Consider the following 20,660-nt stretch of genomic DNA (forward strand, 5'->3'; position numbering starts at 1 on the left):
CAGACCCCGGAGACGCCTCTGACCTGAGCGCGGCCGCCGAGCTGGCCTTCGGTGCCGACCTCGCGGGCGACGCGGGTGACCTCGTCGGCGAAGGCGGAGAGCTGGTCGACCATCGTGTTGATCGTCGACTTCAGTTCGAGGATCTCGCCCCGGGCGTCCACAGTGATCTTCTGGCTCAGGTCGCCGTTGGCGACCGCCGTGGTGACCTGCGCGATGTTGCGGACCTGCCAGGTCAGGTTGGACGCCATGAAGTTGACGTTGTCGGTGAGGTCCTTCCAGACCCCGGAGACGCCTCTGACCTGGGCGCGGCCGCCGAGCTGGCCTTCGGTGCCGACCTCGCGGGCGACGCGGGTGACCTCGTCGGCGAAGGCCCGCAGCTGGTCGACCATCTTGTTGACGGTCATCTTCAGCTCCAGCAGCTCGCCGGTGGCCTCGACCGTCACCTGCTGGGTCAGGTCGCCGCGCGCCACCGCCGTGGTGACCACCGCGATGTCCCGCACCTGCGCCGTCAGTCGCGACGCCATGGTGTTGACCGCCTCGGTCACATGCAGCCAGTCGCCGGACAGCCCCTGGACCTTCGCACGGCCGCCCAGCCGGCCCTCGGTGCCGACCTCGCGGGCCACGCGGGTGACCTCGCCGGTGAACAGCGAGAGCTGGTCGACCATGCGGTTCACCCCGCTGCCCAGGCGGCGCAGATCGCCGTGCAGCTGGCGGTTGCCGTCGTGCAGGTCGACGTGCTGGGTCAGATCGCCGTCGGCCACCGCGTCCAGCACCCGGGTGGCCTTGGCGAGCGGCACGACCAGCGCTTCGAGCACGGTGTTGGCCGCTTCGATGTTCGTCGTCCAGGTCCCCTGCCCGGGGCTCGCGGAGATCCGCTCGTCGAGCCGGCCCTGGCGGAGGATCTCGCCGCGTACGCGCTGCAGCTCGGAGGCCAGATGGACGTTGCGGGCGACGATCTGGTGGAAGACGCCGACCATGTCGGCCAGTACACCGTCCGGTGTGGCGCCGTCCGGAAAGCTCTCCACGCGGGTGGTGAAGTCCCCGTCACGCAGGGCGTTCATCGCCGCGAGCAGCGGCCGCAGCTCGCTGGTGCGCACCCACTGTCCGCCCCCGTCGGACCGGGCCGCGGCGGACGGTGGCGTGGCGGGCGGCGACGGCGCGGTGGGCCGCGACGACACGGAGCGTCCGGCGGGCGCGGAGGCGGATTCGGGTGGGGGCGGGTCGAGAGCCATGGCGCACCATCCCCCGGTGGTCGTTGTGAAGAGGTCCTATTCCTGCAGAATGATCAACTTGGGTGGATATGACATAGTATAAAGCGCTCGTAATTAGTTTTTCCCGGCACACTCAGGGGGCACAGTGGCGGCGCTGTCCTCCCCGTACTCGACGGAATCCGTGTCCCGGAAGGGGCTGCCGGCCAATCAGCTCGCGGCCTCCGGAGCGCGGAAATTCGTGCGCGCGCTGCTGACCGAACGGGCGGGCGCGCCGCCCGCCACGGCGGGTCCCGGGGCCGCGGCGATCAGCTCCGAGCTCATCCACACCGCGGTGCTGCTCACGAGCGAGCTGGTCACCAACGCCGTGATGTACGCCGGCACGGACATCGACGTCACCTGCCGCCTGGAACACGGCCCGCCGCCCGACGCCGAGACGGGGGCCGGCCGGGCCAAGGTGGGCGTGGTGGTGGAGGTCTCCGACCGCCATCCGGCCCGGGGCGTACGCGGTGGAGTGGACGCCCGCACCGGTGAGCCGGGCTACGGCCTCCAGCTGGTCGGCGCACTGGCGGAGTCCTGGGGGGTGACCTACCGCAAGTCGGTCAAGACGGTCTGGTTCCGGCTGGAGGCGACCGAGGGGGAGTCGGCACTCGTCGGCGCCGCGCCCGAGCCGCGCGGCGCCGAGCCCCCGGTACGCCTGGCCCACCCCGTCGGCCAGCGCGGTCATCTGCGCGGCCACCCCGCCGAGTGGGCCGACCGCGGCGGCCCGTCCTTCCTGGCCGAGACCAGCGAGCTGCTGGCCGGGCAGCTCGACCAGGACATGGTCACCGCGCTCGCCGCCCAGCTGCTGGTGCCGCGGCTCGCCGACTGGTGCGCCGTCTGGCTGAGCGTCGAGGGCGGCGGAATGCAGCTCTCCCGCGTCTGGCACGTCGACGAGCGGCGGATCAGTCCGCTCCGCGCCGACCTGGAGGGCGAACCGCCCGTCGACATGGTCCGTACCGCCGGCACTCCCTGGCCCTGGCCGGAATGCGCCGGCGCGGCCCCTTCGGGCGGCTCCGCGCTCGCCTTCCCCCTGGTCGCCCGGGACACCGACCTGGGCGTGCTGCTGCTCGGCCGGTCCGGGCATCTGCAGATGACCGACACCGTGGTGCGGATGGTCGAGGACGTGGCGCGCCGGGTGGCGCAGGCCGTGTTCACCGCCCGCCAGTACACCCGGCAGACCACGATCAGCCTGGCGCTCCAGCGCCGGCAGCTGCCCGCGTCGCTGGCCAGCATCGTCGGCGTGGACACCGCGATCGTCTACGAACCGCACGGTGAGGGCCAGACCGTCGGCGGCGACTTCTATGACGTCTTCCCGATGGGTGACCGCCGCTGGTGCTTCCTGCTCGGCGACGTACAGGGCAAGGACCCGGAGGCGATGTCCGTCACCGGACTGGCCCGGCACCTCGTACGGCTGCTGGCGCGCGAGGGCCATGGCGTCGAATCGGTACTCGGACGACTGAATCTGGCCATGGCGGAGGAGAGCGCCGAGGCGGTGGAGCTCGGCGGTGAGCAGGCCACCTCCCGCTTCCTGAGCCTGCTCTACGGCGAGCTGGAGGTCGACCCCGGCGTGCCCGGCGCGCGCTGCACGGTCGCCAGCGCCGGCCATCCGCCGCCGCTGCACATGTTCCTCGACGGCGCCGTCGAGCCGGCCTCCGAGCCCCAGATGCTCCTGGGCATCGACGAGGGCACCGAGTACCAGGCCAGCTCCTTCGACCTCGCCCCCGGCGAGACCCTGCTCTGCGTCACCGACGGTGTCACCGAACGCCGGTGCGGGAACTGGCAGTTGGACGACAACGACGGTCTGATCGAGGTCCTGAAGGACGGCCTGGGCCTGGGAGCCAAGGCGCTGGCCGAGCACGTCCGGCGCGCGGCACACGACTTCGGCACCGGCCCGGTCGAGGACGATCTGTCGGTGCTCGTCCTCCAGGCCGTGCCGCCGACGGTCGACCCGCGGCCGTGAACGGCGAGCGGCCGGCCGGGCCCGGTTGTGCCCGTTCTTGCTGATCAGCGGCCGCCCGTGGACCCGTAAACGGCGTCGAGGGCTGGCAAGAAACACACCCCAGGGGGCGTGACATACCGGATGGTATGCGTCGACAATCGCAGCACCACTACCCGCCCGTAACAAAGCGGAGGCACCCGGTGCTGAGCACGATGCAGGACGTACCGCTCACCGTCTCGCGAATCCTGGACCACGGCTCGACCGTCCACGGTGAGTCGCAGGTCATCACCTGGACCGACGGTGAACCGCACCGGCGCACCTTCGCCGAGATCGGCCGCCGCGCCGCGCAGCTGGCCCATGGGCTGCGCGACGCGCTGTCGGTGGCCGACGACGAACGGGTCGGCACCCTCATGTGGAACAACGCCGAACACATGGAGGCGTACCTCTCCATCCCCTCCATGGGCGCGGTGCTGCACACCCTCAATCTGCGCCTGCCCGCCGAGCAGCTGGTGTGGATCATCAACCACGCCGAGGACCGGGTCGTGCTCGTCAACGGGAGCCTGCTGCCCCTGCTGGCGCCGCTGCTGGCCCAGCTGCCCAAGGTCGAGCACATCGTCGTCGTCGGCGCGGGCGACACCTCCGTCCTCGACGGCGCGCGGGCCCGGGTGCACGACTACGAGGAGCTGCTCGCCGGGCGCCCGGAGACCTACGACTGGCCGGAGACCGACGAGCGGGCGGCCGCCGCGCTGTGCTACACCTCCGGGACCACCGGCGACCCCAAGGGCGTGCTCTACAGCCACCGTTCGCTGTATCTGCACTCGATGCAGGTCAACTCCGCCGAGGCGTTCGCGCTGACCTCCCGCGACATCACCCTGCCGGTCGTGCCGATGTTCCACGTCAACGCCTGGGGGCTGCCGCACGCCGCGTTCATGGCCGGTGCCTCACTGCTGATGCCGGACCGCTTCCTGCAGCCCGCGCCGCTCGCCGAGATGATCGAGACCGTGCGGCCCACGGTCGGCGCCGCCGTCCCCACCATCTGGCAGGGCCTGCTCGCCGAACTGGACGCCACACGGCGGGACGTCGCGTGTCTGCGCACGGTCGTCATCGGCGGCTCGGCCTGCCCGCCGTCCCTGATGCGCGGCTTCGAGGAGCGGCACGGCATCCGCGTCGTCCACGCCTGGGGCATGACCGAGACCTCGCCGTTGGGCTCCGTCGCGCACCCGCCGGCCGGCGTGAGCGGCGAGGACGAGTGGGGCTACCGCGCCACCCAGGGCCGCTTCCCGGCGTCCGTGGAAGCCCGGCTGATCGGGCCCGGCGGCGAGCGGCTGCCGCACGACGGCGCGTCGGCCGGCGAGCTGGAGGTCCGCGGACCGTGGATCGCGGGCGCGTACTACGGCGGCGCACAGAGCGGACCGCTGCGCCCCGAGGACAAGTTCAGCCCCGACGGCTGGCTGCGCACCGGCGACGTCGGCACCATCACCCCGAACGGCTATCTCACCCTGACCGACCGCGCCAAGGACGTCATCAAGTCCGGCGGTGAGTGGATCTCCTCCGTCGAGCTGGAGAACCACCTGATGGCGCACCCGCACGTCGCCGAGGCCGCGGTGGTCGCCGTACCCGACGACAAGTGGGGCGAGCGGCCGCTGGCGACCGTGGTGCTCACCCAGGGCGCGACCATCGGGTACGAGGAGCTGAAGGCGTTCCTCGGCGAACGGATCGCGCGCTGGCAGCTGCCCGAGCGGTGGGCGCTGATCCCGGCGGTGCCCAAGACGAGCGTGGGCAAGTTCGACAAGAAGGTGCTGCGCCGGCAGTACGCGGACGGGGAGCTGGACGTCACGCTGCTGGCCTGAGCCGGGCGGCACGGCGCGGGGCCGGGAGTCCGCGGTGCGGGCGCCCGGCCCGCCGGCGGCCACGGGGCCCGGCCGGTGCGCGGTGCGGGCTCCCGCCCTCGTACCGCTCGCCGCCGGGCCGGACCCTCAGTTCGTACCGATCTTGGCCAGCAGGTCGACGATCCGGGCCTGCACCTCGGCGCTCGTCGAGCGCTCCGCGAGGAAGAGCACCGTCTCCCCGGCCGCCAGCCGCGGCAGCTGTGCCGGGTCCATGTCGGCGGAGGTGTAGACGACCAGCGGTGTGTGGTCGAGCAGGCCGTTGGCGCGCAGCCAGTCGACGATGCCGGCCCGCCGGCGGCGCACCTGCATCAGGTCCATGACGACGAGATTGGGCCGCATCTGCGTCGCCAGGGTGACCGCGTCGCTGTCCGCCCCGGCGCGGGCGACCTGCATCCCGCGCCGCTCCAGCGAAGCGGTCAGCGCGCCCGCGATGTCGTCGTTCTGCTCGATCAGCAGCACCCGCGGCGGGTGCTGCTCGCTGTCCCGCGGCGCCAGCGCCTTGAGGAGCACGGCCGGGTCGGCGCCGTACGCCGCCTCCCGGGTGGCCTGCCCCAGACCGGCCGTCACCAGGACCGGGACCTCGGCCGCGCCCGCCGCCTGGCGCAGCGACTGCAGCGCGGTGCGGGTGATCGGCCCGGTCAGCGGGTCGACGAAGAGCGCCGCCGGGTACGCCGCGATCTGCGCGTCCACCTCCTCGCGGGAGTTGACGATCACCGGGCGGTAGCCGCGGTCGCTGAGCGCCTGCTGGGTGGCGACGTCCGGCGCCGGCCAGACCAGCAGCCGACGCGGGTTGTCGAGCGGCTCGGGCGGCAACTCGTCGTCCATCGGCAGCGGCTGACGGTCCACCACCTCTATCGCGCCGTTCGGGCCGTCCAGCGGCTCGGGGCCCTCGCTGCCCTCGTCGGGCGCGGAGATCGCAAAGGCGCGGCCTTCACTGGCGTCCATCAGATGCGGCTGCGGCTGCGGCTGGGCCGGCTGCTTGGGCTGCGCGGGGACCGGGCTCCGGTCCGGCTGCGGCTGCGGTGCGCCCGGGTGCGGGCGCGCCCCGTCCGCCGCGGAGTCGGCCGCGAGGGCGCGCTCGCCGTCCTGCGGGGGCGCGGCGAGCTTACGGCGGCGTCCCGAACCGGCGGACGTCCCACCGGGCGGGGTGCTGCCGGGCGGCGCCGGCGGACGCTGCTGGTCGGCGATCTGCTGGGCGAACGGCACGCCCTGCCCGAGCGTGCGCACGCTGAACGCCCGGGAGTTCCCCGTCGGCTGCCCGTCGTCCTCGGCGGCGGGCGGCAGCGGTTGACGGTGCGCCGGCGCGGGGGCGTGTCCCGCAGCCTCCTCGGCGGGGCTGGGACGGCCACGGCGGCGGCCGGTGGGCGCGGGGCCAGCCGCGTCCTGAGGCGTCTGGGGCGCGCCGTCCGGGGCCGGGGCGGTACCGGGCGCCCGGAGCGCGTCGTTGCCCGCCACCGGGCCCATCCCGGGCGCCATGCCGGTCGCCGTCCCGGTCGCCGACGCCGGATCCGTCGCCCCGGCCGGCTCGGCGGGCTCGGTGCCCCCGGCCGGACCGGCGGCCTCGGTCGACTGCGCCACCAGCCCTTCGGGACCCGCCACGAACGTGCCGGACGACTCGGCGTCGGCCATCGCGGCCGCCGCGCGCTCCTCGGCGGCGGCGCGCCGGGCCCGCCGCCGACCGGTCGGCTCGGCCTCCGTCGCACCCTGCGGCGCACCGGGGTCGGCGGCCGCCTCCAGCTCGTACGCGGACTGCTCCGCGGGCGCCGTCGGCTCCGGGCCACCGGCCACCGGGCGGCGGGCACGACGGCGCCCCGTCCCGGCGCCGTCCTGTGCGGACACCTGCTCGGCGGCAGCGGGAAGTGCGGGCAGCGCGGACTGCGCCGGCTGCGGGGTCTGGTCCGCCGCGGCGGGCGGCAGCGCGAAGGCCGTGCGCGCACCGGCCGACTGCTGGGCGCCGGCCGCCGCGGCCGCCTGCACCCGCTCGCCCTGCGCGGTGCGCTCGGGCGCCTCGGCCAGCGCCCGGCGCGCCCGCCGGCCGCTCGGCTGGACCGGGCCCAGACCCTGCGGCTGCGCCTGGCCGGGCACCTGCGGCGGAACCGGAGCGGAGGCCTGACCGGGAGCCGGGGCCTGCCCCGGAACGACGGCCCGGCCCGGCATCTGCGGACGGGCGGGAACGGGCACCGGCGCCGAGGCAGCGGCACCGGCCGCAGTACGCGCCGGTGCGCCTGCCGCGGGCTCCTGAGGGCCGGCGGCCGGCTGCCCGGGCGCCTGGCCCGCGCCGGCCGGCAGCGCGGGCAGCCCGCCGCCCTCCGGCGCGTCCTGCCGGGCCCGCCGCCGGCCGGTCGGCGGTACGGCCTCGGCCCCCGCCATACCCGGCGGCAGCCCCGTACCGTCCGTGCCCGTCTGCGGGCCGCCCGCCGCCGCGCCGCCCTGCGGACCCGCCTCCGGGCCGCCGTCACGGCGCGCGCCCTCGCCCGCCGCACCACCCGGAACACCGGCACCCTGCGTACCGCCGGCCACCGGGCCGTTGCCCGCCCCCGTGGCCGGTGCGCCCGAGGCGGCGTTCTCCGCGTTCTCCGCGCTCTGTGCGTTCGGCTCCGCGCCCGCGACCGCGCGCCGGGCCCGCCGACGACCGGTCGGCTGGGCGAGGGGCTCACCGGCCCCGCCCGTGGCACCGTCACCCTGCGCCCGGCCCTCGGCGCCCGCGCCCTTGTCCCCGGGCGCCTGGCCGCCGTCCGCCGCATCGCCCTGCGTGCCGCGCGCACGGGCCGCCGGAACCGGCATCACCGTCGTCTCGTTGCCGACCGGCGCGTCCGCCCGGTCCACACCGGCCGTCGCCGTGCCGTCCGCCGACACCGGCAGCTCCAGCACATACGCGCTGCCGCCCGCACCGGGCCCACCGCCCTGCGCCCCCGGCATCTCGTGCGTCTGCATCAGCCCGCCGTGCTGCCGCACGATCCCGCGCACGATCGGCTCATGGACCGGGTCACCGCCGTCGAACGGCCCGCGCACCTCGATCCGTACGACATCGCCGCGCTTGGCCGCCGCCACCACGATCGTCGAGTCGCCGGGGATCGCCCCCATGCGCCCGCCCGCGCCGGGCCCGGCCTCACCCACCGGCATCCGGCCCGTGGAGTCCACCCCCGCGACGTCCGCGATCAGGTGCGACAGCGCCTGCGCGATCCGCTCCGGGTCCACCACCGCCTCTATCGGCGGCGCATGCACTGCGAACTGCGCCCGGCCCGGCCCGATCAGCTCGACCGCGCCCTCCACACCCGCCGCGACCACCGCGTCCAGCGACACCTTGGTGCGGTTGAGCTTCTCCTTGCCCGAGTCCAGCCGCTGGTAGCTCAGGACGTTGTCCACCAGCGTCGTCATCCGGGCGTGACCGGCCGCGAGGTGGTGCAGGATCTGGTTCGCCTCGGGCCACAGCTGGCCGGCCGGATCGGACGCGAGCGTGCCCAGCTCGCCCTTGAGCTCCTCCAGCGGCCCGCGCAGCGCCTGGTCGAGCACGGCGAGCAGCTGGGCGTGCCGGGCCGCCAGCGCGTCGAAGGCGCGTCGGTCGGTGAAGGTCATCACCGCGCCGACCAGCTGATCGCCGTCCCGCACCGGCGCCGTCGTCAGATCGACGGCCACCGCGCGCCCGTCCTTGGCCCACAGCGCCTGACCGCGCACCCGGTGCTTGCGCCCGGACTTGAGCGTGTCGGCCAGCGGCGTGTCCTCCCACGGCAGCGCCGACCCGTCCGCCCGCGAGTGGTGGATGAGCGGATGCAGTTCCTTCCCGCCCAGCTCGCTCGCCCGATAGCCGAGGATCTGCGCGGCCGACGGGTTGACGAGGACGACCTTCCCCTCCGCGTCGACCCCGACCACACCCTCGGCCGCGGCCCGCAGGATCATCTCGGTCTGCCGCTGCTGGCGGGCCAGCTCGGTCTCGGTGTCCAGCGTGCCGGTGAGATCCCGGACGACCAGCATCAGCAGCTCGTCGCCCGTGTAGCCGTTGCGGTGATCGGCGTACGCGGCCTCGAAGGCGCTCTCGTACGGGGTCCGCCCGTCCTCCAGGTTGGCGCTGGTGACCTCGACCAGCAGCTCCGTGCCGTCGGTACGCCGCGCGACCATCCGCGTCGGCTTCGTCCGCGGACCCTCGATCTCCTCGTCCCGGCGCCGCATGGAACCCGGGATGCGCTTGGAGTCGAAGGACGGCAGCAGATCGAGCAGCCCGCGCCCCACCAGGGCCGTACCGGGTGCCTCGAAGGTCTCCAGGGCGATGGTGTTGGCGTTGACGACCGTGCCGTTGCAGTTGACGAGCAACAGCGCGTCGGGGAGGGCGTCGAGTATGGCTGCGAGGCGAGCAGCGCCTCGGGATGGCCTGCTGCTCACGAGACGCTTCCCTCCTGTTACCGCACCGTGCCGACCCACCGTGGCGGATCGCTGGGATGGAGTCTACGGGCACTTGCCCGCGACGCGGAGGCGGATGACGAGGAGGTAATGGCACGGCCGTGGGCGACTCGCCGCACGCCCGACATGTGCCCCTCGTCCTGACCTGGCGCGCTACTGCGGTAGGAATCAGGTCACAAAGTGGTCCGGGGGAGCAGAGGTTCGAAGCGGCTCCAGCGGCTGATCTCACACCCGTTGGTGCGCTTGAAGTCGGCGTCGACCGGACGCCCCGCCCAGGTTCCGGACACGTGCGCGGTGGCCGGACCGCCGTACATCATCGTGCACTGCGCGCTCTGCGGAACGGGGGCGAACGGGTCCTTGCCCCACTTCGTCATCTCGTCGAGCTTGTCGCAGGCGTGCCTGGCGTCGAGGTGGCTGCCGCGGCCGGGGTGGCAGTACAGCTCGAAGGTGCCGTCGGTGCGGACCGAGCCGGAGCCGTGGACGGTGACGGTGAGGTGGTCACTGGGCGCGCGATGGCGGCCCGCACCGTGGGCGGGGCTCCGTCGGTCGGCGCCCCCCTGGTGCCCGTGGTGCCCACGCTGAGGGATCGGCTGATCGACGACACCGAGGTCGCCGATGCCGTCGGCGATGCGGGTGATGTCAGCGACGTTGGTGATGTTGTCGATGCTGCCGATGCCGGTGCCGTTGGTGATGTCGACGGGCGTCGGGCGGCCCTCGTGCCCGTGGTGGCCCGCACCGCTCGTGCCGCCACCGGACCGGTGGTGCGGCAGCGGGATCGGGGCGGCCGACGCGGCGGACGACGCCAGGGCCAGAGCGGCGGTGGCGGCGGTGGCGGCCGCGGCGATGAGGGAGGGGGTCCGGCGGTGCGGCATCACAGGCTCCAGAGAGGCGAGTGCGGGGCGGTACGCGGTACGTACGCGCCGGGGGCGCACGACACGCGTGTCGCCACGGCCCCAACACTCCTAACGCGCCGCCGCCCCCGACGTTGCGCCGCAGGAACGTCTTTGCCGGGTGGCCCGCGCGCCTAGTACCGTAGGGGGCGATTGGTGACAGCCCTTGGAGCTGTGCCATCATCTGGACACACCACAGCGTGCGTGCGCGCATGTGGGGTGTGTGGAGGCGTCGCCTAGTCCGGTCTATGGCGCCGCACTGCTAATGCGGTTTGGGGCTTACCCCCCATCGAGGGTTCAAATCCCTCCGCCTCCGCTCTTCTTCGCTCAGGCCCCGGTCACTCCGACCGGGGCCTGAGCGCTTTCGCGCACGGGGTGGCGCGGTGCGCACGGGGCGGGCGCGGTGCGCAGGGTGCGCGAGCGGGCTGGCCGGGCGAGTGGGCCGGGCGGGGCGGGCCGAGCGAGTGGGCTGGGCGAGCGCGCGAGCGGGAGCCGGGCGCGAGGCGAGGCGGTGCGGCCGCGAGGCGAGGCGGGTACGGGACCGACATCCCCCGCCGCACCACATGATCGCCACCGCCGCCTGACACCGAGGCCGACACCGAGACCGACACTGAGCTCGAGACCGGCACCGATACCGATACCGACACCGCGCACCGACACCGGGCAGTGGCACCCCGCGTCGACACCGGGCAATGGCACCCCGCGTCGACACCCGCACCGCGGACTACGCGTCCTGGCTCCCTCTGACGCCCTCGGGCCGCGCAACGTGATCACTGACTTCCGACACCCCCGGGCCGGGCGCTATGCCCCCTGCCGCCCCGGACCGCCTCGAAGACGACTACCCCCGCCCGAACTTCGTCCGGATCATCGAGAACGCTCCCCGGCCCCCGCAGCCCCCAGCAGCCATCACAAGCACATTTCCGCAGGTCAGAGGGGCTGTGCCTAATGGATTTCGCCTCACGGCGCAGGTCATGTAATGTTGTTCCCGCAACGCCGACCGGCAAGAAAAACCGCCGGAAAGCCAAGCGCTCGTAGCTTAACGGATAGAGCATCTGACTACGGATCAGAAGGTTGCAGGTTCGAATCCTGCCGAGCGCACACAGGTCAAAGGCCCCCTGGACATCGTCCAGGGGGCCTTTGACATCAGCGGGTGACATCAACGCGGGCGTCGGTCTCCGTCACGCGGCCGGCGCGCACCCCGGACCGCCCTCCTCGTCCTCGGTCGGCTCGTCAACCCCCAGGGCGTCGTCCATCCGGTCGGCCGCCGCCTTGAGAGTGGTCTGCATCACGTGCGCGTAGGTGTCCAGCGTCATCGTGATGGTGCTGTGGCCGAGTGTCTCCATGATCGTGCGGGCGTCGACGCCCTGGGCCAGCAGCAGTGAGGCGCAGGTGTGCCGGAGGTCGTGCACCCGTACGCGCCGCACCTTGGCGTCCCGGCAGAGGATCGTGAGCATGCGGTTGAGGCTGCGTGGGTCCGTCGCCCGGCCGGTGGCCGTGGTGAAGACCAGGCCGCTCGGGTGCCCGGGGACCGGCTGCCATTTGGCGCCGGCCACCTTCCGTTCCTGCTCCTGCTGCGCCTGGTGGGCGATGAGGGCGGCTACGCACTTCCGGGGCAGCGACACCGTGCGGAGCGAGCGTGCCGTTTTCGGTGTGCCGAAGAGCAGCTCACGCTTGATGCGCTGGAGATTGCGCCGGACCCGGAGCTGGCCGGCCTCCAGGTCGATGTCCGACCAGGTGAGCCCGAGGGCTTCTCCGCGGCGCAGGCCGGTGGAGATGAGCAACAGCCACAGGGCGTAGAGGCGGTGGTTGCGGGCCGTCCTGAGCAGGATTTTCGCCTCTGCGGCGTCCAACGGGCGTACCTCCTGGCGTTCGATGCTGGGCGTCTCCACGATCCGGGCGACGTTGCGGGCGATGAGTTCTTCGCGGACGGCCTGCTGGAGCGCGGACCGGAGTACGGCATGGACGTACTGGACGGTGCGTGCCGACGGCCGTCGCTTGCAGCACTTGTTCACGGCGCAGCACGTCCGGTCTTCCTTGGCGCGTGCGGCGTCGACGCCTCGAAGGCAGCAGAGGCAGCCGCCCTTGAACTCGGCGAGGAACAGCCGGATGTCGGTGGGGGAGAGGCGGTTGAGCTTCTTCTTGCCGAGGGCGGGTTTGATGTAGAGCCGTGAGAGCCCCTCGTAGCTGTTGAGCGTCGCGGGCTTGAGGCGGGCGGGCGCGATGGCGGCGAGCCAGTAGGTGAGGAATTCGCCGAACGGCATGGCGGACGTGGCGGCCGGTATGCCCTGCCGGGTCTTCTCCTGGAGTTCGATGAGCTTGCCGCTCACCTCCTCGCGCGTCTTGCCGTAGACGAACTTCCGCACTCGTGTGCCGTCGGGCCGGTAGACGTACGCGGCTGCGTGATAGCGGCCGTCGGTGCGCTTCGTGATGGTGCCTTCTCCGTTGGCGCGCCTCTTGGCCATCAGGCAGCCTCCTCAAGCTTGTTGTGGATGTAGGTACGGAGTGCGTCGAGGGGTATGCGCCGGGCGCGGCCCTCGGTGAAGCTCGGCAGGGTGCCGGAGCGGATCAGGTCGTAGACCTTGCTGCGGCTGAGCCGCAGGGCGGTCATGACCTCCGGGACGGTGAGGGTTTGGGGGTCGCTCGCGACGACGGTCAGCACGTTGAGACCTCCGGAAGAGGGCTGGACCTGCGAATGGAGTTGGTTCGGGGGCTTCTTGGGGCCCGCGCCTGTCCGAGGTGCGGATTTCTGCGTCATTGCGTCATCAGCGTCATGTGGGCTTCTGACCTGCGGTTTTGCTTGACGCGGCGGTCAGGGGGTGCGTCATCGGCGTGTCATGGGCTGCGTCACGTCATGACGCAGATGACGCAGGATGACGCAGGGCCCGTCGTCTGCGTCATGGCTTTCATTGCAGGTCAGGGGCCGTTTTCTCGCCTGCGTGACGCAGATGACGCAGCGTCTTCCCTCTTAGGACAAAAGAGGGGGTGTCTGTTGTGGTGCTGGGCGCCTTACAGCGTGAAGAAGGAGCCGCTGCGCGGCGCGACCGTTGGGCGGCGCGTTGCGCCGAACAGCAAGAGGAGCACGCCTTGCCGGTGGTGCTCTTCTTGCTTGTCCGGGTGCGCGGATCGCGGGTCAGAACACCCGCTTCTGCTCGTGTGGGGGCGGCGTGGCCAGGCGGGTCATTTCGAGGTAGCGGCCCGCGCTGGTGCGGCCCGTGTCGATGAGGACACCGCGGGCGGCCAGGGTCGGTTGGAGGCGCTTGAGTCGGTCGGAGAGGACTTTGCCCGTGGTCGGCCAGCCCTTGGGCAGGGGCCGTACCTCGTCGCTGCTGTAGAGGCCGCTGAGGAGGTGCAGCCACTCGGTGGACGTCATCCGCTGGTCCGTGCCCGGAGCGAGGGTCTCGGCGTGCCTGAGAACGGTCTGCGCGAGCAGGTCGCCCTCGATCACGTCGTCATTGAGGTCGTCCAGGCTGGCCCGGTAGGCGCTGAGCGCTCCAAGGCCGGTCGCTACGTCGAGCTGCGCGCACAGGTGAGCGAAGTCCGCCATCCGCAGGTCGGTGGGGGTCTCCGACTCGGTCGCGCGGACCTTGACCGTGAGGTCCAGGAGAGACCCGAGAATGACGGGCAGCACCTCCGCGTACTCCGCCCACAGCTCTGCCTCGGTGCGCCGGACGCGGGGCCGCTCCAGACGCAGCGGCAGAAGCCGCTCGGCGAGGTCCGGCCGGATGACGCCCACATCGATGCCCGTCAGCAGTAGGGGGCGGCGGTAGCGGGCGCGGTGGACGTCCCCGTCAGTGAACAGGGCACGCTTGACGCTCTCGGCTCCAGTGACGATGCAGCACATCGCGTCGGACAGGTCCGGGGTCATGTGGGAGAGATTGTCCAGGGCCGTGACCCACCCGGCCGCGACGGCCGCAGTCAGGTTCTCCTCATCCTTCGGGGGGCGGCGCAGATCGCTGCTCATGCCCTCGATGATCCGCAGGAGCATGCGCCCCGCTGTGGACTTGCCCGCGCCCTGAGGGCCGGTGAGGAACGGCGCGGGGACGGGCACGGACGGCCCGAGGCAGCCGATCAGCCAGGCGATGGCCAGACACTCGGTCTCCGCAGTGGCGAAGTTGCACAGCCTCAGCAGCAGGTCGATGCCTTTGCCATCGGTGTCCTTGGCCGGCAGCGGCAGTTCCCCGGTGAGCTGGGTGCGCCGCCAGCACACCTCCTGCGGGTCGGGGATGGCGATGTCCCACCCGGAGGGGTGGATGCGGACCGACTGCCCGTCGTTGCGCCCCAGGTCCAGCCACGTCGCCCCGTCGAATCCGGGCGCGACGCGGATGTGGACGGGCTGGACGTCCTCGGTCAGCGCGAGTGCTTCGATCAAGTCCAACGCCTCCTTGAGGGCAGTTCCGTTGAATACGCCGCGCCCGTCCTTGTACAGGCCGACCATGAGTTCCTGGCGATGGCTGCCCGTCGTGCCTTGGGAGCGGATGGGGCGGGCCACGGGGTGGCCGTTCTTCTGCGCGTACACGGTCCCGTCGGCGGTGCGGAAGTACCGGAAGTGCGATTGCGCGTAGTCGGTGATGACCTCGCGGGCGGGATTCTTCTCGTCGTCAGCCACGGTCACAGCCCCAACCTGGTACGGGCGTTGGCCCAGGCATCCGTGCAGTGCCGGGGGGATTCGCCCTTGGCCTGCGCGGCGGCGAACAGTCGCGCGATGTGGGCGTCGGTGAGGCAGCCGCACCCGCCGTGGGCGGAAAGTACGGCGAGGAAGGTGCGGTAGACGGTCGTGTGGACCGCGCTGCGGGCCTCGGTGATGCGCTGCTCGGCCATGGCGATGCCACGGTCCAGGTAGGCAGGCGTGCGGTGGCGGCACTCCCCGCCCCCGGCGAGCGCGGGCACGGTGACCGCTAGCGGCGCCGGGCGGGCCGTGGGGGGTTCCTTCACGACCAGCGCGCGCACGACGCCGGGCAGTTCGGTCATGGTGCCGGTTCCGGGTCCGAGCCACCGCGCGTAGGACATGAGCGACTTGATGTCGACGCCGGGCCGCACCGCGTTCGCGGACTGCATCGCACCCCGGTAGATCCAGTGCTCGCCCCGCGTCGTCGGTACCGTCCGGGTGGCGGGCAGGGCCTCACGGGCCCATGCGATGGCTGCCGCGTCGTCCAGGTCGACCACCGTCAGCCCCGCCCCACCGGGGTGGTAAGCGACGGCCTCCGCCTCACGCCACGTGGACGCCCATGCCGGCGAGGTGAGGACGCGGGGGTCGGTGGTGGCTGCGGCCCAGGCGTGGCAGACGCTGGCGCACTCGCAGGGACCGGCGGTCTTCATGTTCGGCCGGCCGCCGCACGCGTTCCCCTTGCATGCACGGCAGTTGCCGAACGGGACCTTTCCCGCCCGCAGGGGCAGCGGTGGCACGCCGACCGCCGCGAGTTCCAACGCGGTCCGCAGGTGGCTCTCGTCCAGGTGCTTTCCAGTGCGGCGGCATCGGGCCTTGCCGTCAGGTGTCATGCTGTAGGTCTCCTGTTCTGCTACGTCGGGATACGGAGACCGGGGGCGGTGGGCTGTCCTTGTCCGGGAGTGCCGCCGCCCTCGGGCGTAGCTAGCCGTTGAAGTGGTTGCGCTTGAAGACGGCCTTGCGGACGTGGAACGTGATCCCGCTCTTGGCGTCGTTCGTCTTGAAGATCTGGACCGCGACGAACCCGCCAAAGCAGACGGCGGCGAACGTGATGAGCTGAGTGATCAACGCGGTCAGCGCGGTGATGAACGTGGTCAGCAGGAACAGCCCGCCGCACACCGCGCCGAACCCGATGCCCCCGAGGGCGATGTTCACTGCCGCACGGGAAACGGGCGGCTTGGCGGCGACCGGTTCGGGCTTGGCGGGTTCGAGGGCGTAGCCGGTGACGACGCGGCCGTCGGGCAGAACCACGCTCGCCACGGTCGGGACGCTGCCCGGCTGGACGGGAACGAGCGGCGCAGCGGCGGGTGCAGCCGGGTGGATCGGGGTCGGGTAGTGGACTTCCACGGCTCGTTCTTGGGGCGCGTGGCTCATGTCTTCGGGGTACATGCGGAATCCCTTCCAGGGTCGGCTCAGGGAGGCGGAGGCGCCCCCTGCCGGGGGTGCTGTGGAGGGTGTTTCGGGCGCCCTGACCTGCGTGCCTCCCTGACTCCCTGAACGATCATTTGTCCAGGTCAGAGCCAGGGAGGCGGGTCAGGGAGGCGTTCAGGGAGTTCTCCCTGCCTCCCTGACCCGTCGGCGGTGCGCTCCCTGTCATCCGTCGACGGAAGCGGAACCGTCTCCGTCGCGGTTGGCGAGGGCGCGGGCGATGCGGTCACGGGCGACGACCATGACGCCGTCGGACTTGTAGGGCTCCGCGCCGGCGTCGTCCAGGACGCGCTTGAGGTCGATGAACGACCAGCCGCCGTAGGCGTCCGCGTTGAGCGTGGCGAGCCGTGCCAGCACGTCCTTCGTCCGCACGCGGGGTGCGTCGCCGATGACAGCGGCGATGTCGGCGAGCCGGTCGTGCTCTTCTTCTCGCTTGGTGGCGTGCAGGGTGGTGACGCCGTCGCGCAGGGCCTTGGCCCGGTCGGTGATGTTCTCGGCGGCGTCGTCGTCGATGTAGTGCGTGCGCACGGTGATGGACGACTGTCCGGCCGGGATGGTGATGCCGTCGGAGGCGACGACCAGGGTTCCCCGGTCCAGGCCCGGACGCAGCAGGTTGGGTGCCGCGCCGCCGTCGACGGCCTTGTCCCCGAGGGCCATGCGGGCTTGGGATTCGGTGCCGAGGGCGAGGGAGGCGCGGGTGTGGGCGCCCTCGCGGACCAGCTTGGGAAGGTTCTCGTTGGTCGGGTCCTGGGTGCCCTGCCACATCAGGACGTTCACGGCCCGTCCCTGGTTGTGGATCTTCCGGACGGCCATGAAGTACCGGGAGTTGGCCTTGGACCCGCCGTAGGGGCGCTTTTCGGCGTCCTTGGCGGGGCACATGAAAGCGACCTGCGCTTCGTCGACCAGCACGATCAGCGGCGGGAACACGGTGCCGGGCGGGGCCTGGATGCGGCGGTTCATCTCGTCCACCGCGCCCTCAACCATCTCGGTCACCTGGATCACGTGCTCATCCGTCGGGCCCTGGATCAAGGTCGTGGCGAGCCCGTCGAACATGGCCCAGTCGCCCACGCCCTTGAGGTCACCCATGAGGAACTGCACCGACTTGTCCAGCGCGAGCCACAGGGCCAGGGAGCGCAGGGCCACGGTCTTGCCCTGGTTGGACAAGCCCGTGATGAGCAGGTGGCGCTGGTAGAGGCTCAGCGCGGCAGCGTCCCCGCGCAGGTCCTGGCCCCAGGGGGCGCGGCCCTTGGCGTAGTCGGCGGTCATCGTGTCGTCGGTGACCAGCGGCGACGGGCCGATCGGCTCGTCCAGCGCCCCGGAGTCGGCCACCCACAGCCGGACCGTGCGGGCCGCCTGGGGGATGGTGATGAACACTTCGTGTTCGTGCCGGGTGAGGTTCTCGGCGAGCTTGCGGCGCTTGCCCTGTACCTCGTTGGTCGACACCCCGGAGGGCAGGGTGACGTCGACTTCAACGCCGCATCCGGCGATCCGGATCGGGCCGAGCATGGAGGCGCCGGCGTCGCCCATCTCCTTGATGGCTCGCGCCAGGGCGGGCACTCCGAGGTCGCGCAGGGCCTTGACCACGATGGACGGCGTGATCGGCTCACCCTCGCCGTTGCGGACGTTGGCGGGCAGTGCCCAGGCGGGGGCGGCGTGCTGCTTGCGGCCGACCGACCACAGGGCCAGCAGAGCCAAGAACGGGCCGAGCGAGAGTGCCGGGCCCCAGACGACCTGCACGATCCGGATCAGCAGGGCGATGAAGTCGACCGTCGCGGACAGCGGCGTGATGACGTCCCCGAGGTGGCCCGTGTTGAGGGCCATCACCACTCCCAGGGCGACCAGGACACCGATGCTCATGCCAGCGCCGACCGCCGCACCCTTCGCGGCCTCCACGGGCGAGTGGAGCAGGTCCATGCGGCGATGGTGGCGAGCGGTACGGAAGCGCTGAAGCTTCTCCTCCCACTCCTCCGCCATCTCCAGGTTCCCCGCGGCTTCGGCGGCCCGCATCATGCGCTCGTAGCGGGCGCCGGTGCGGCCGTCCCAGGTGCGGCGGCCCACGATCCGGCCCCCGTTGAAGGTGTAGAGGCTGTGCCGGGCCACGGCGCGAGCGGCGGTCTTGGTGGTGTCGTGGGTGACTACGTGCCTCACGCCCCGCCCGGAGCGCACCCATAGCGGCACGGGCCGCGTGGGCGGGGCGTCCGGCACCACGGTCAACACCGTGGGGGCGGCGTCGGTGGCCTTGTGGAGGTGCACGACGTTCTCGGTCATGCTGGAAGTTCTCCTGACTGCCCCCTCGGGGGCGGGAGTTGTTGAAGGGAGAGGCGGGGTGGCCGGGTCCGTGGAAAGAGCGGCCACCCCGCTGTTGTGGCTGGTCAGAACCAGCCGGAAGACTTCTTCGCCGCCTTGGCGCGGGCGGCCTGGGTGATGAGGCGCTGACGCTCGCCGTGCAGGGCGCTCAGCTCCGCGTTCAGCCGCATCTCGGCAGCGCTGCCGGTGGAGTCGATCTGCTCCTCGGCACGGCCCGTGCTGCGACCCCGGGCGGCGCGGTAGGAGCCGCTGGCTAGGGCGCGGGCCATAGCCCGGCGCTCACGACCGTTCATCGGCCACAACTCGCCCCGGCGAACTGCTTCCAACTTCTTCTCGGTAGCCCGGATCTCGCGGTTCAGACGGCGCAGGTCGGAGTTGCCCATCACGCACTCCTAGGAGGGGTAGAAGGGAAAGCGCAGGGCACGCAGGTGCCGAGCGACGTGGGAATGACGTAGCCCGCATCCGTCCGGCATTGCGGGCAGGTGCGGCGGGCGCGGTTCGCCGCCGCAAGCGCCGCCCACCGGCCCGGCGTCATCGGCCGGACCGGCTTGGCCAGGTCGACGCGGTAGAGGTAGGCGACCAGTGGCCTCCGGCGGCGGCGCGGCCGTTCGAGCTGAGCGGCCACGTCCTGACCGCCAGGGCGCAGGCCACGCGCCCGCAGTTGGCGGCGGGTGGCGTACCCGTCAGGGGCAAGGCGCCACCGGAACACCAGCAGCGCCCCCATCACGCGGCCACGCGCTTCCACGCGGCGCGCAAGCGGAACTCGGCGGCGGAGTGGCCGGCCGCCCGGAAGTGAACGGACATCTCCCGGTAGGACAAGGGCGGTGTCCGGCTAGTACGGATCTCCTCCACCACCGCGTCCAGGGCCTCATCGGTGAGAGTGGGTGCCGCTTCAAGGGCGGCGCCCCTGACCGCTTCGGAGGGGCCCCACACCGGAAGCTCCCAGCGGGGTGTGACGCCGACCGTGACGGGGGTCGTCACGCTGGTCAGCGCCTTGCCGGTCTCCTCGCTCGCCCGTGTCGTCTCCAGCGTCGACCACGCCTTGGAGAGCGTCTTGGCGGTCACGGCCTGGACGCGTGCGACGCGCGCCCCGGCCCCCGTCACGGCCGTCAGCCGGGTCTCCTCCGTAGCCGCTTCAGCGTGGAGCCGGGCGCGTGCCACGGCCGCCTCGTCCCGGGCCTCCTGCTGGATACCCCGGATCGACTCCAGCGCCGTCGGAGTAAGCGCCGTGCGCTCCCACAGCCCGTGGACCAGCCACAGGGCCTTGGCCGCGATCGGCAGCCACGCCACGGCCAGCCACGCGCCCGCCGCGTCGTCGGCGGTGAGGGCGTGGGCGACCAGGACACCGGCAGCGACCAGCCCGAACGACCAGCCGACGGCCGTCACCGCGCGGCTGTGGTCGCCCTGCGCAGCAAGCCGCCGCTCATAGGCGAGGGTCGCCAGCCAGCCGCCGTCGATCCCGAGACCGACGACCAGCGCGACGGGCCACGGCACGGCCGTGCCCAGCCACATCACGACCACGGCCAGGGTGAGCACCATGGACACCGCCGTCATCGCCACGGCGGGCAGCACGGTCTTGCCCTTCATGCCGCTGCTCCCGTCCCCGCCCTCTGGGCGCGAGCGGCCCGCACGAACGGCACCGTGCGGGTCAATGCGTCGGCGTACAGGGCGTCCCAACCGGCGACCTCGTCGCCGGACTCGGCCGACTCCCGCAAGTCCCGCAGGACTTCGCTAGCCACGTCCCGGCGAGCGCGCCGCTCCTGGTCCGTCTCCTTCTCCAGCGGGCCACGGAACAGATCGACGTCGATGCCGAGCGCCAGCTCAACGAACTCCGTCTCGTTTGCCGCCTCTTGACCAGCGACGAAAGTGCGCATGCGCATGGTGGATCTCTCCTTGTCA

15 protein-coding genes and 2 tRNA genes are annotated in these 20,660 nt (G+C 72.4%); 4 read left to right on the forward strand and 13 right to left on the reverse strand.

Translation table 11 applies throughout. The annotated features are described in order from the left end of the window. On the reverse strand, positions 1 to 1,061 hold a 1,061-nt coding region (locus ACFWZH_RS02325; protein WP_384424634.1), incomplete at its 3' end, for a HAMP domain-containing protein. Between the two features lie 331 nt (positions 1,062 to 1,392). Between ACFWZH_RS02325 and ACFWZH_RS02330 the strand changes: the two genes are divergently transcribed. Together ACFWZH_RS02330 and ACFWZH_RS02335 are read left to right on the forward strand one after the other, a co-directional pair. Then, positions 1,393 to 3,210 carry a SpoIIE family protein phosphatase gene (locus tag ACFWZH_RS02330; RefSeq protein WP_384424429.1) on the forward strand — a complete coding sequence of 606 codons (1,818 nt, stop codon included), beginning with the start codon at positions 1,393 to 1,395 and terminating at the stop codon, positions 3,208 to 3,210. A 179-nt stretch (positions 3,211 to 3,389) separates the two neighbouring features. Beyond that, the gene (locus ACFWZH_RS02335; protein ID WP_384424431.1) at positions 3,390 to 5,039 is read left to right on the forward strand and encodes a long-chain fatty acid--CoA ligase; all 1,650 of its coding nucleotides are present in this window, start codon (positions 3,390 to 3,392) and stop codon (positions 5,037 to 5,039) included. Positions 5,040 to 5,165: 126 nt separating this feature from the next. On the opposite strand, the gene ACFWZH_RS02340 is transcribed toward ACFWZH_RS02335, so the two are convergent. Both ACFWZH_RS02340 and ACFWZH_RS02345 read right to left on the reverse strand, forming a co-directional pair. Continuing rightward, positions 5,166 to 9,455, reverse strand: coding sequence for a PAS domain-containing protein (locus ACFWZH_RS02340; RefSeq protein WP_384424433.1), 4,290 nt, complete (start codon positions 9,453 to 9,455; stop codon positions 5,166 to 5,168). A 191-nt stretch (positions 9,456 to 9,646) separates the two neighbouring features. Then, positions 9,647 to 10,345 (reverse strand): SSI family serine proteinase inhibitor, encoded by a 699-nt coding sequence (locus ACFWZH_RS02345; protein WP_384424435.1) that lies wholly within the window; start codon positions 10,343 to 10,345, stop codon positions 9,647 to 9,649. Between the two features lie 243 nt (positions 10,346 to 10,588). Here ACFWZH_RS02345 and ACFWZH_RS02350 point away from each other — a divergent pair. Together ACFWZH_RS02350 and ACFWZH_RS02355 are read left to right on the forward strand one after the other, a co-directional pair. Next, positions 10,589 to 10,679 (forward strand) — tRNA-Ser (locus ACFWZH_RS02350). 709 nt (positions 10,680 to 11,388) lie between these two features. Further along, a tRNA-Arg gene (locus ACFWZH_RS02355) sits at positions 11,389 to 11,461 on the forward strand. A gap of 80 nt (positions 11,462 to 11,541) precedes the next feature. Here the strand turns inward: ACFWZH_RS02355 and ACFWZH_RS02360 are convergent. The 10 genes from ACFWZH_RS02360 to ACFWZH_RS02405 all read right to left on the reverse strand — a co-directional run bounded on the left by ACFWZH_RS02360 (position 11,542) and on the right by ACFWZH_RS02405 (position 20,635). Next, entirely contained in the window at positions 11,542 to 12,825 is a 1,284-nt protein-coding gene (locus ACFWZH_RS02360; RefSeq protein WP_384424437.1) for a tyrosine-type recombinase/integrase, read from the reverse strand. Then, complete coding sequence (locus ACFWZH_RS02365) at positions 12,825 to 13,022, reverse strand: helix-turn-helix domain-containing protein (RefSeq protein ID WP_384424439.1); 198 nt, start codon at positions 13,020 to 13,022, stop codon at positions 12,825 to 12,827. Before ACFWZH_RS02365 ends, ACFWZH_RS02360 begins: the two co-directional genes overlap by 1 nt. 471 nt (positions 13,023 to 13,493) lie before the next feature. Further along, positions 13,494 to 14,969, reverse strand: a complete 1,476-nt coding sequence (locus tag ACFWZH_RS02370) for an ATP-binding protein (RefSeq protein WP_384424636.1) — start codon at positions 14,967 to 14,969, stop codon at positions 13,494 to 13,496. Between the two features lie 2 nt (positions 14,970 to 14,971). Beyond that, positions 14,972 to 15,859 carry a bifunctional DNA primase/polymerase gene (locus ACFWZH_RS02375; protein WP_384424441.1) on the reverse strand — a complete coding sequence of 296 codons (888 nt, stop codon included), beginning with the start codon at positions 15,857 to 15,859 and terminating at the stop codon, positions 14,972 to 14,974. Between the two features lie 91 nt (positions 15,860 to 15,950). After that, positions 15,951 to 16,415, reverse strand: a complete 465-nt coding sequence (locus tag ACFWZH_RS02380; RefSeq protein ID WP_384424443.1) for a hypothetical protein — start codon at positions 16,413 to 16,415, stop codon at positions 15,951 to 15,953. A 204-nt stretch (positions 16,416 to 16,619) separates the two neighbouring features. After that, positions 16,620 to 18,722, reverse strand: coding sequence for an FtsK/SpoIIIE domain-containing protein (locus ACFWZH_RS02385; RefSeq protein WP_384424445.1), 2,103 nt, complete (start codon positions 18,720 to 18,722; stop codon positions 16,620 to 16,622). Positions 18,723 to 18,826: 104 nt separating this feature from the next. Then, entirely contained in the window at positions 18,827 to 19,144 is a 318-nt protein-coding gene (locus ACFWZH_RS02390; protein ID WP_384424447.1) for a hypothetical protein, read from the reverse strand. Next, on the reverse strand, positions 19,144 to 19,485 hold the full coding sequence (locus ACFWZH_RS02395; RefSeq protein ID WP_384424638.1) for an RRQRL motif-containing zinc-binding protein: 342 nt from the start codon (positions 19,483 to 19,485) through the stop codon (positions 19,144 to 19,146). Before ACFWZH_RS02395 ends, ACFWZH_RS02390 begins: the two co-directional genes overlap by 1 nt. After that, on the reverse strand, positions 19,485 to 20,348 hold the full coding sequence (locus ACFWZH_RS02400; RefSeq protein ID WP_384424449.1) for a protein spdB: 864 nt from the start codon (positions 20,346 to 20,348) through the stop codon (positions 19,485 to 19,487). The genes ACFWZH_RS02395 and ACFWZH_RS02400 overlap by 1 nt, the downstream gene beginning before the upstream one ends. Further along, entirely contained in the window at positions 20,345 to 20,635 is a 291-nt protein-coding gene (locus ACFWZH_RS02405; protein WP_384424640.1) for a hypothetical protein, read from the reverse strand. Before ACFWZH_RS02405 ends, ACFWZH_RS02400 begins: the two co-directional genes overlap by 4 nt. Positions 20,636 to 20,660 lie beyond the last annotated feature (25 nt).

This window comes from Streptomyces sp. NPDC059008, assembly GCF_042749045.1.
In the GTDB taxonomy this organism is placed as follows: Bacteria; Actinomycetota; Actinomycetes; order Streptomycetales; family Streptomycetaceae; genus Streptomyces.

Bases quoted from the DNA above. Each gene is read 5' to 3' on its own strand.
- ACFWZH_RS02345 (WP_384424435.1), bottom strand. From the start codon at position 10,345: ATGCCGCACCGCCGGACCCCCTCCCTCATCGCCGCGGCCGCCACCGCC.
- ACFWZH_RS02400 (WP_384424449.1), bottom strand. From the start codon at position 20,348: ATGAAGGGCAAGACCGTGCTGCCCGCCGTGGCGATGACGGCGGTGTCC.
- ACFWZH_RS02360 (WP_384424437.1), bottom strand. From the start codon at position 12,825: ATGGCCAAGAGGCGCGCCAACGGAGAAGGCACCATCACGAAGCGCACC.
- ACFWZH_RS02390 (WP_384424447.1), bottom strand. From the start codon at position 19,144: ATGGGCAACTCCGACCTGCGCCGTCTGAACCGCGAGATCCGGGCTACC.
- ACFWZH_RS02380 (WP_384424443.1), bottom strand. From the start codon at position 16,415: ATGTACCCCGAAGACATGAGCCACGCGCCCCAAGAACGAGCCGTGGAA.
- ACFWZH_RS02405 (WP_384424640.1), bottom strand. From the start codon at position 20,635: ATGCGCACTTTCGTCGCTGGTCAAGAGGCGGCAAACGAGACGGAGTTC.
- ACFWZH_RS02395 (WP_384424638.1), bottom strand. From the start codon at position 19,485: ATGGGGGCGCTGCTGGTGTTCCGGTGGCGCCTTGCCCCTGACGGGTAC.
- ACFWZH_RS02385 (WP_384424445.1), bottom strand. From the start codon at position 18,722: ATGACCGAGAACGTCGTGCACCTCCACAAGGCCACCGACGCCGCCCCC.
- ACFWZH_RS02375 (WP_384424441.1), bottom strand. From the start codon at position 15,859: ATGACACCTGACGGCAAGGCCCGATGCCGCCGCACTGGAAAGCACCTG.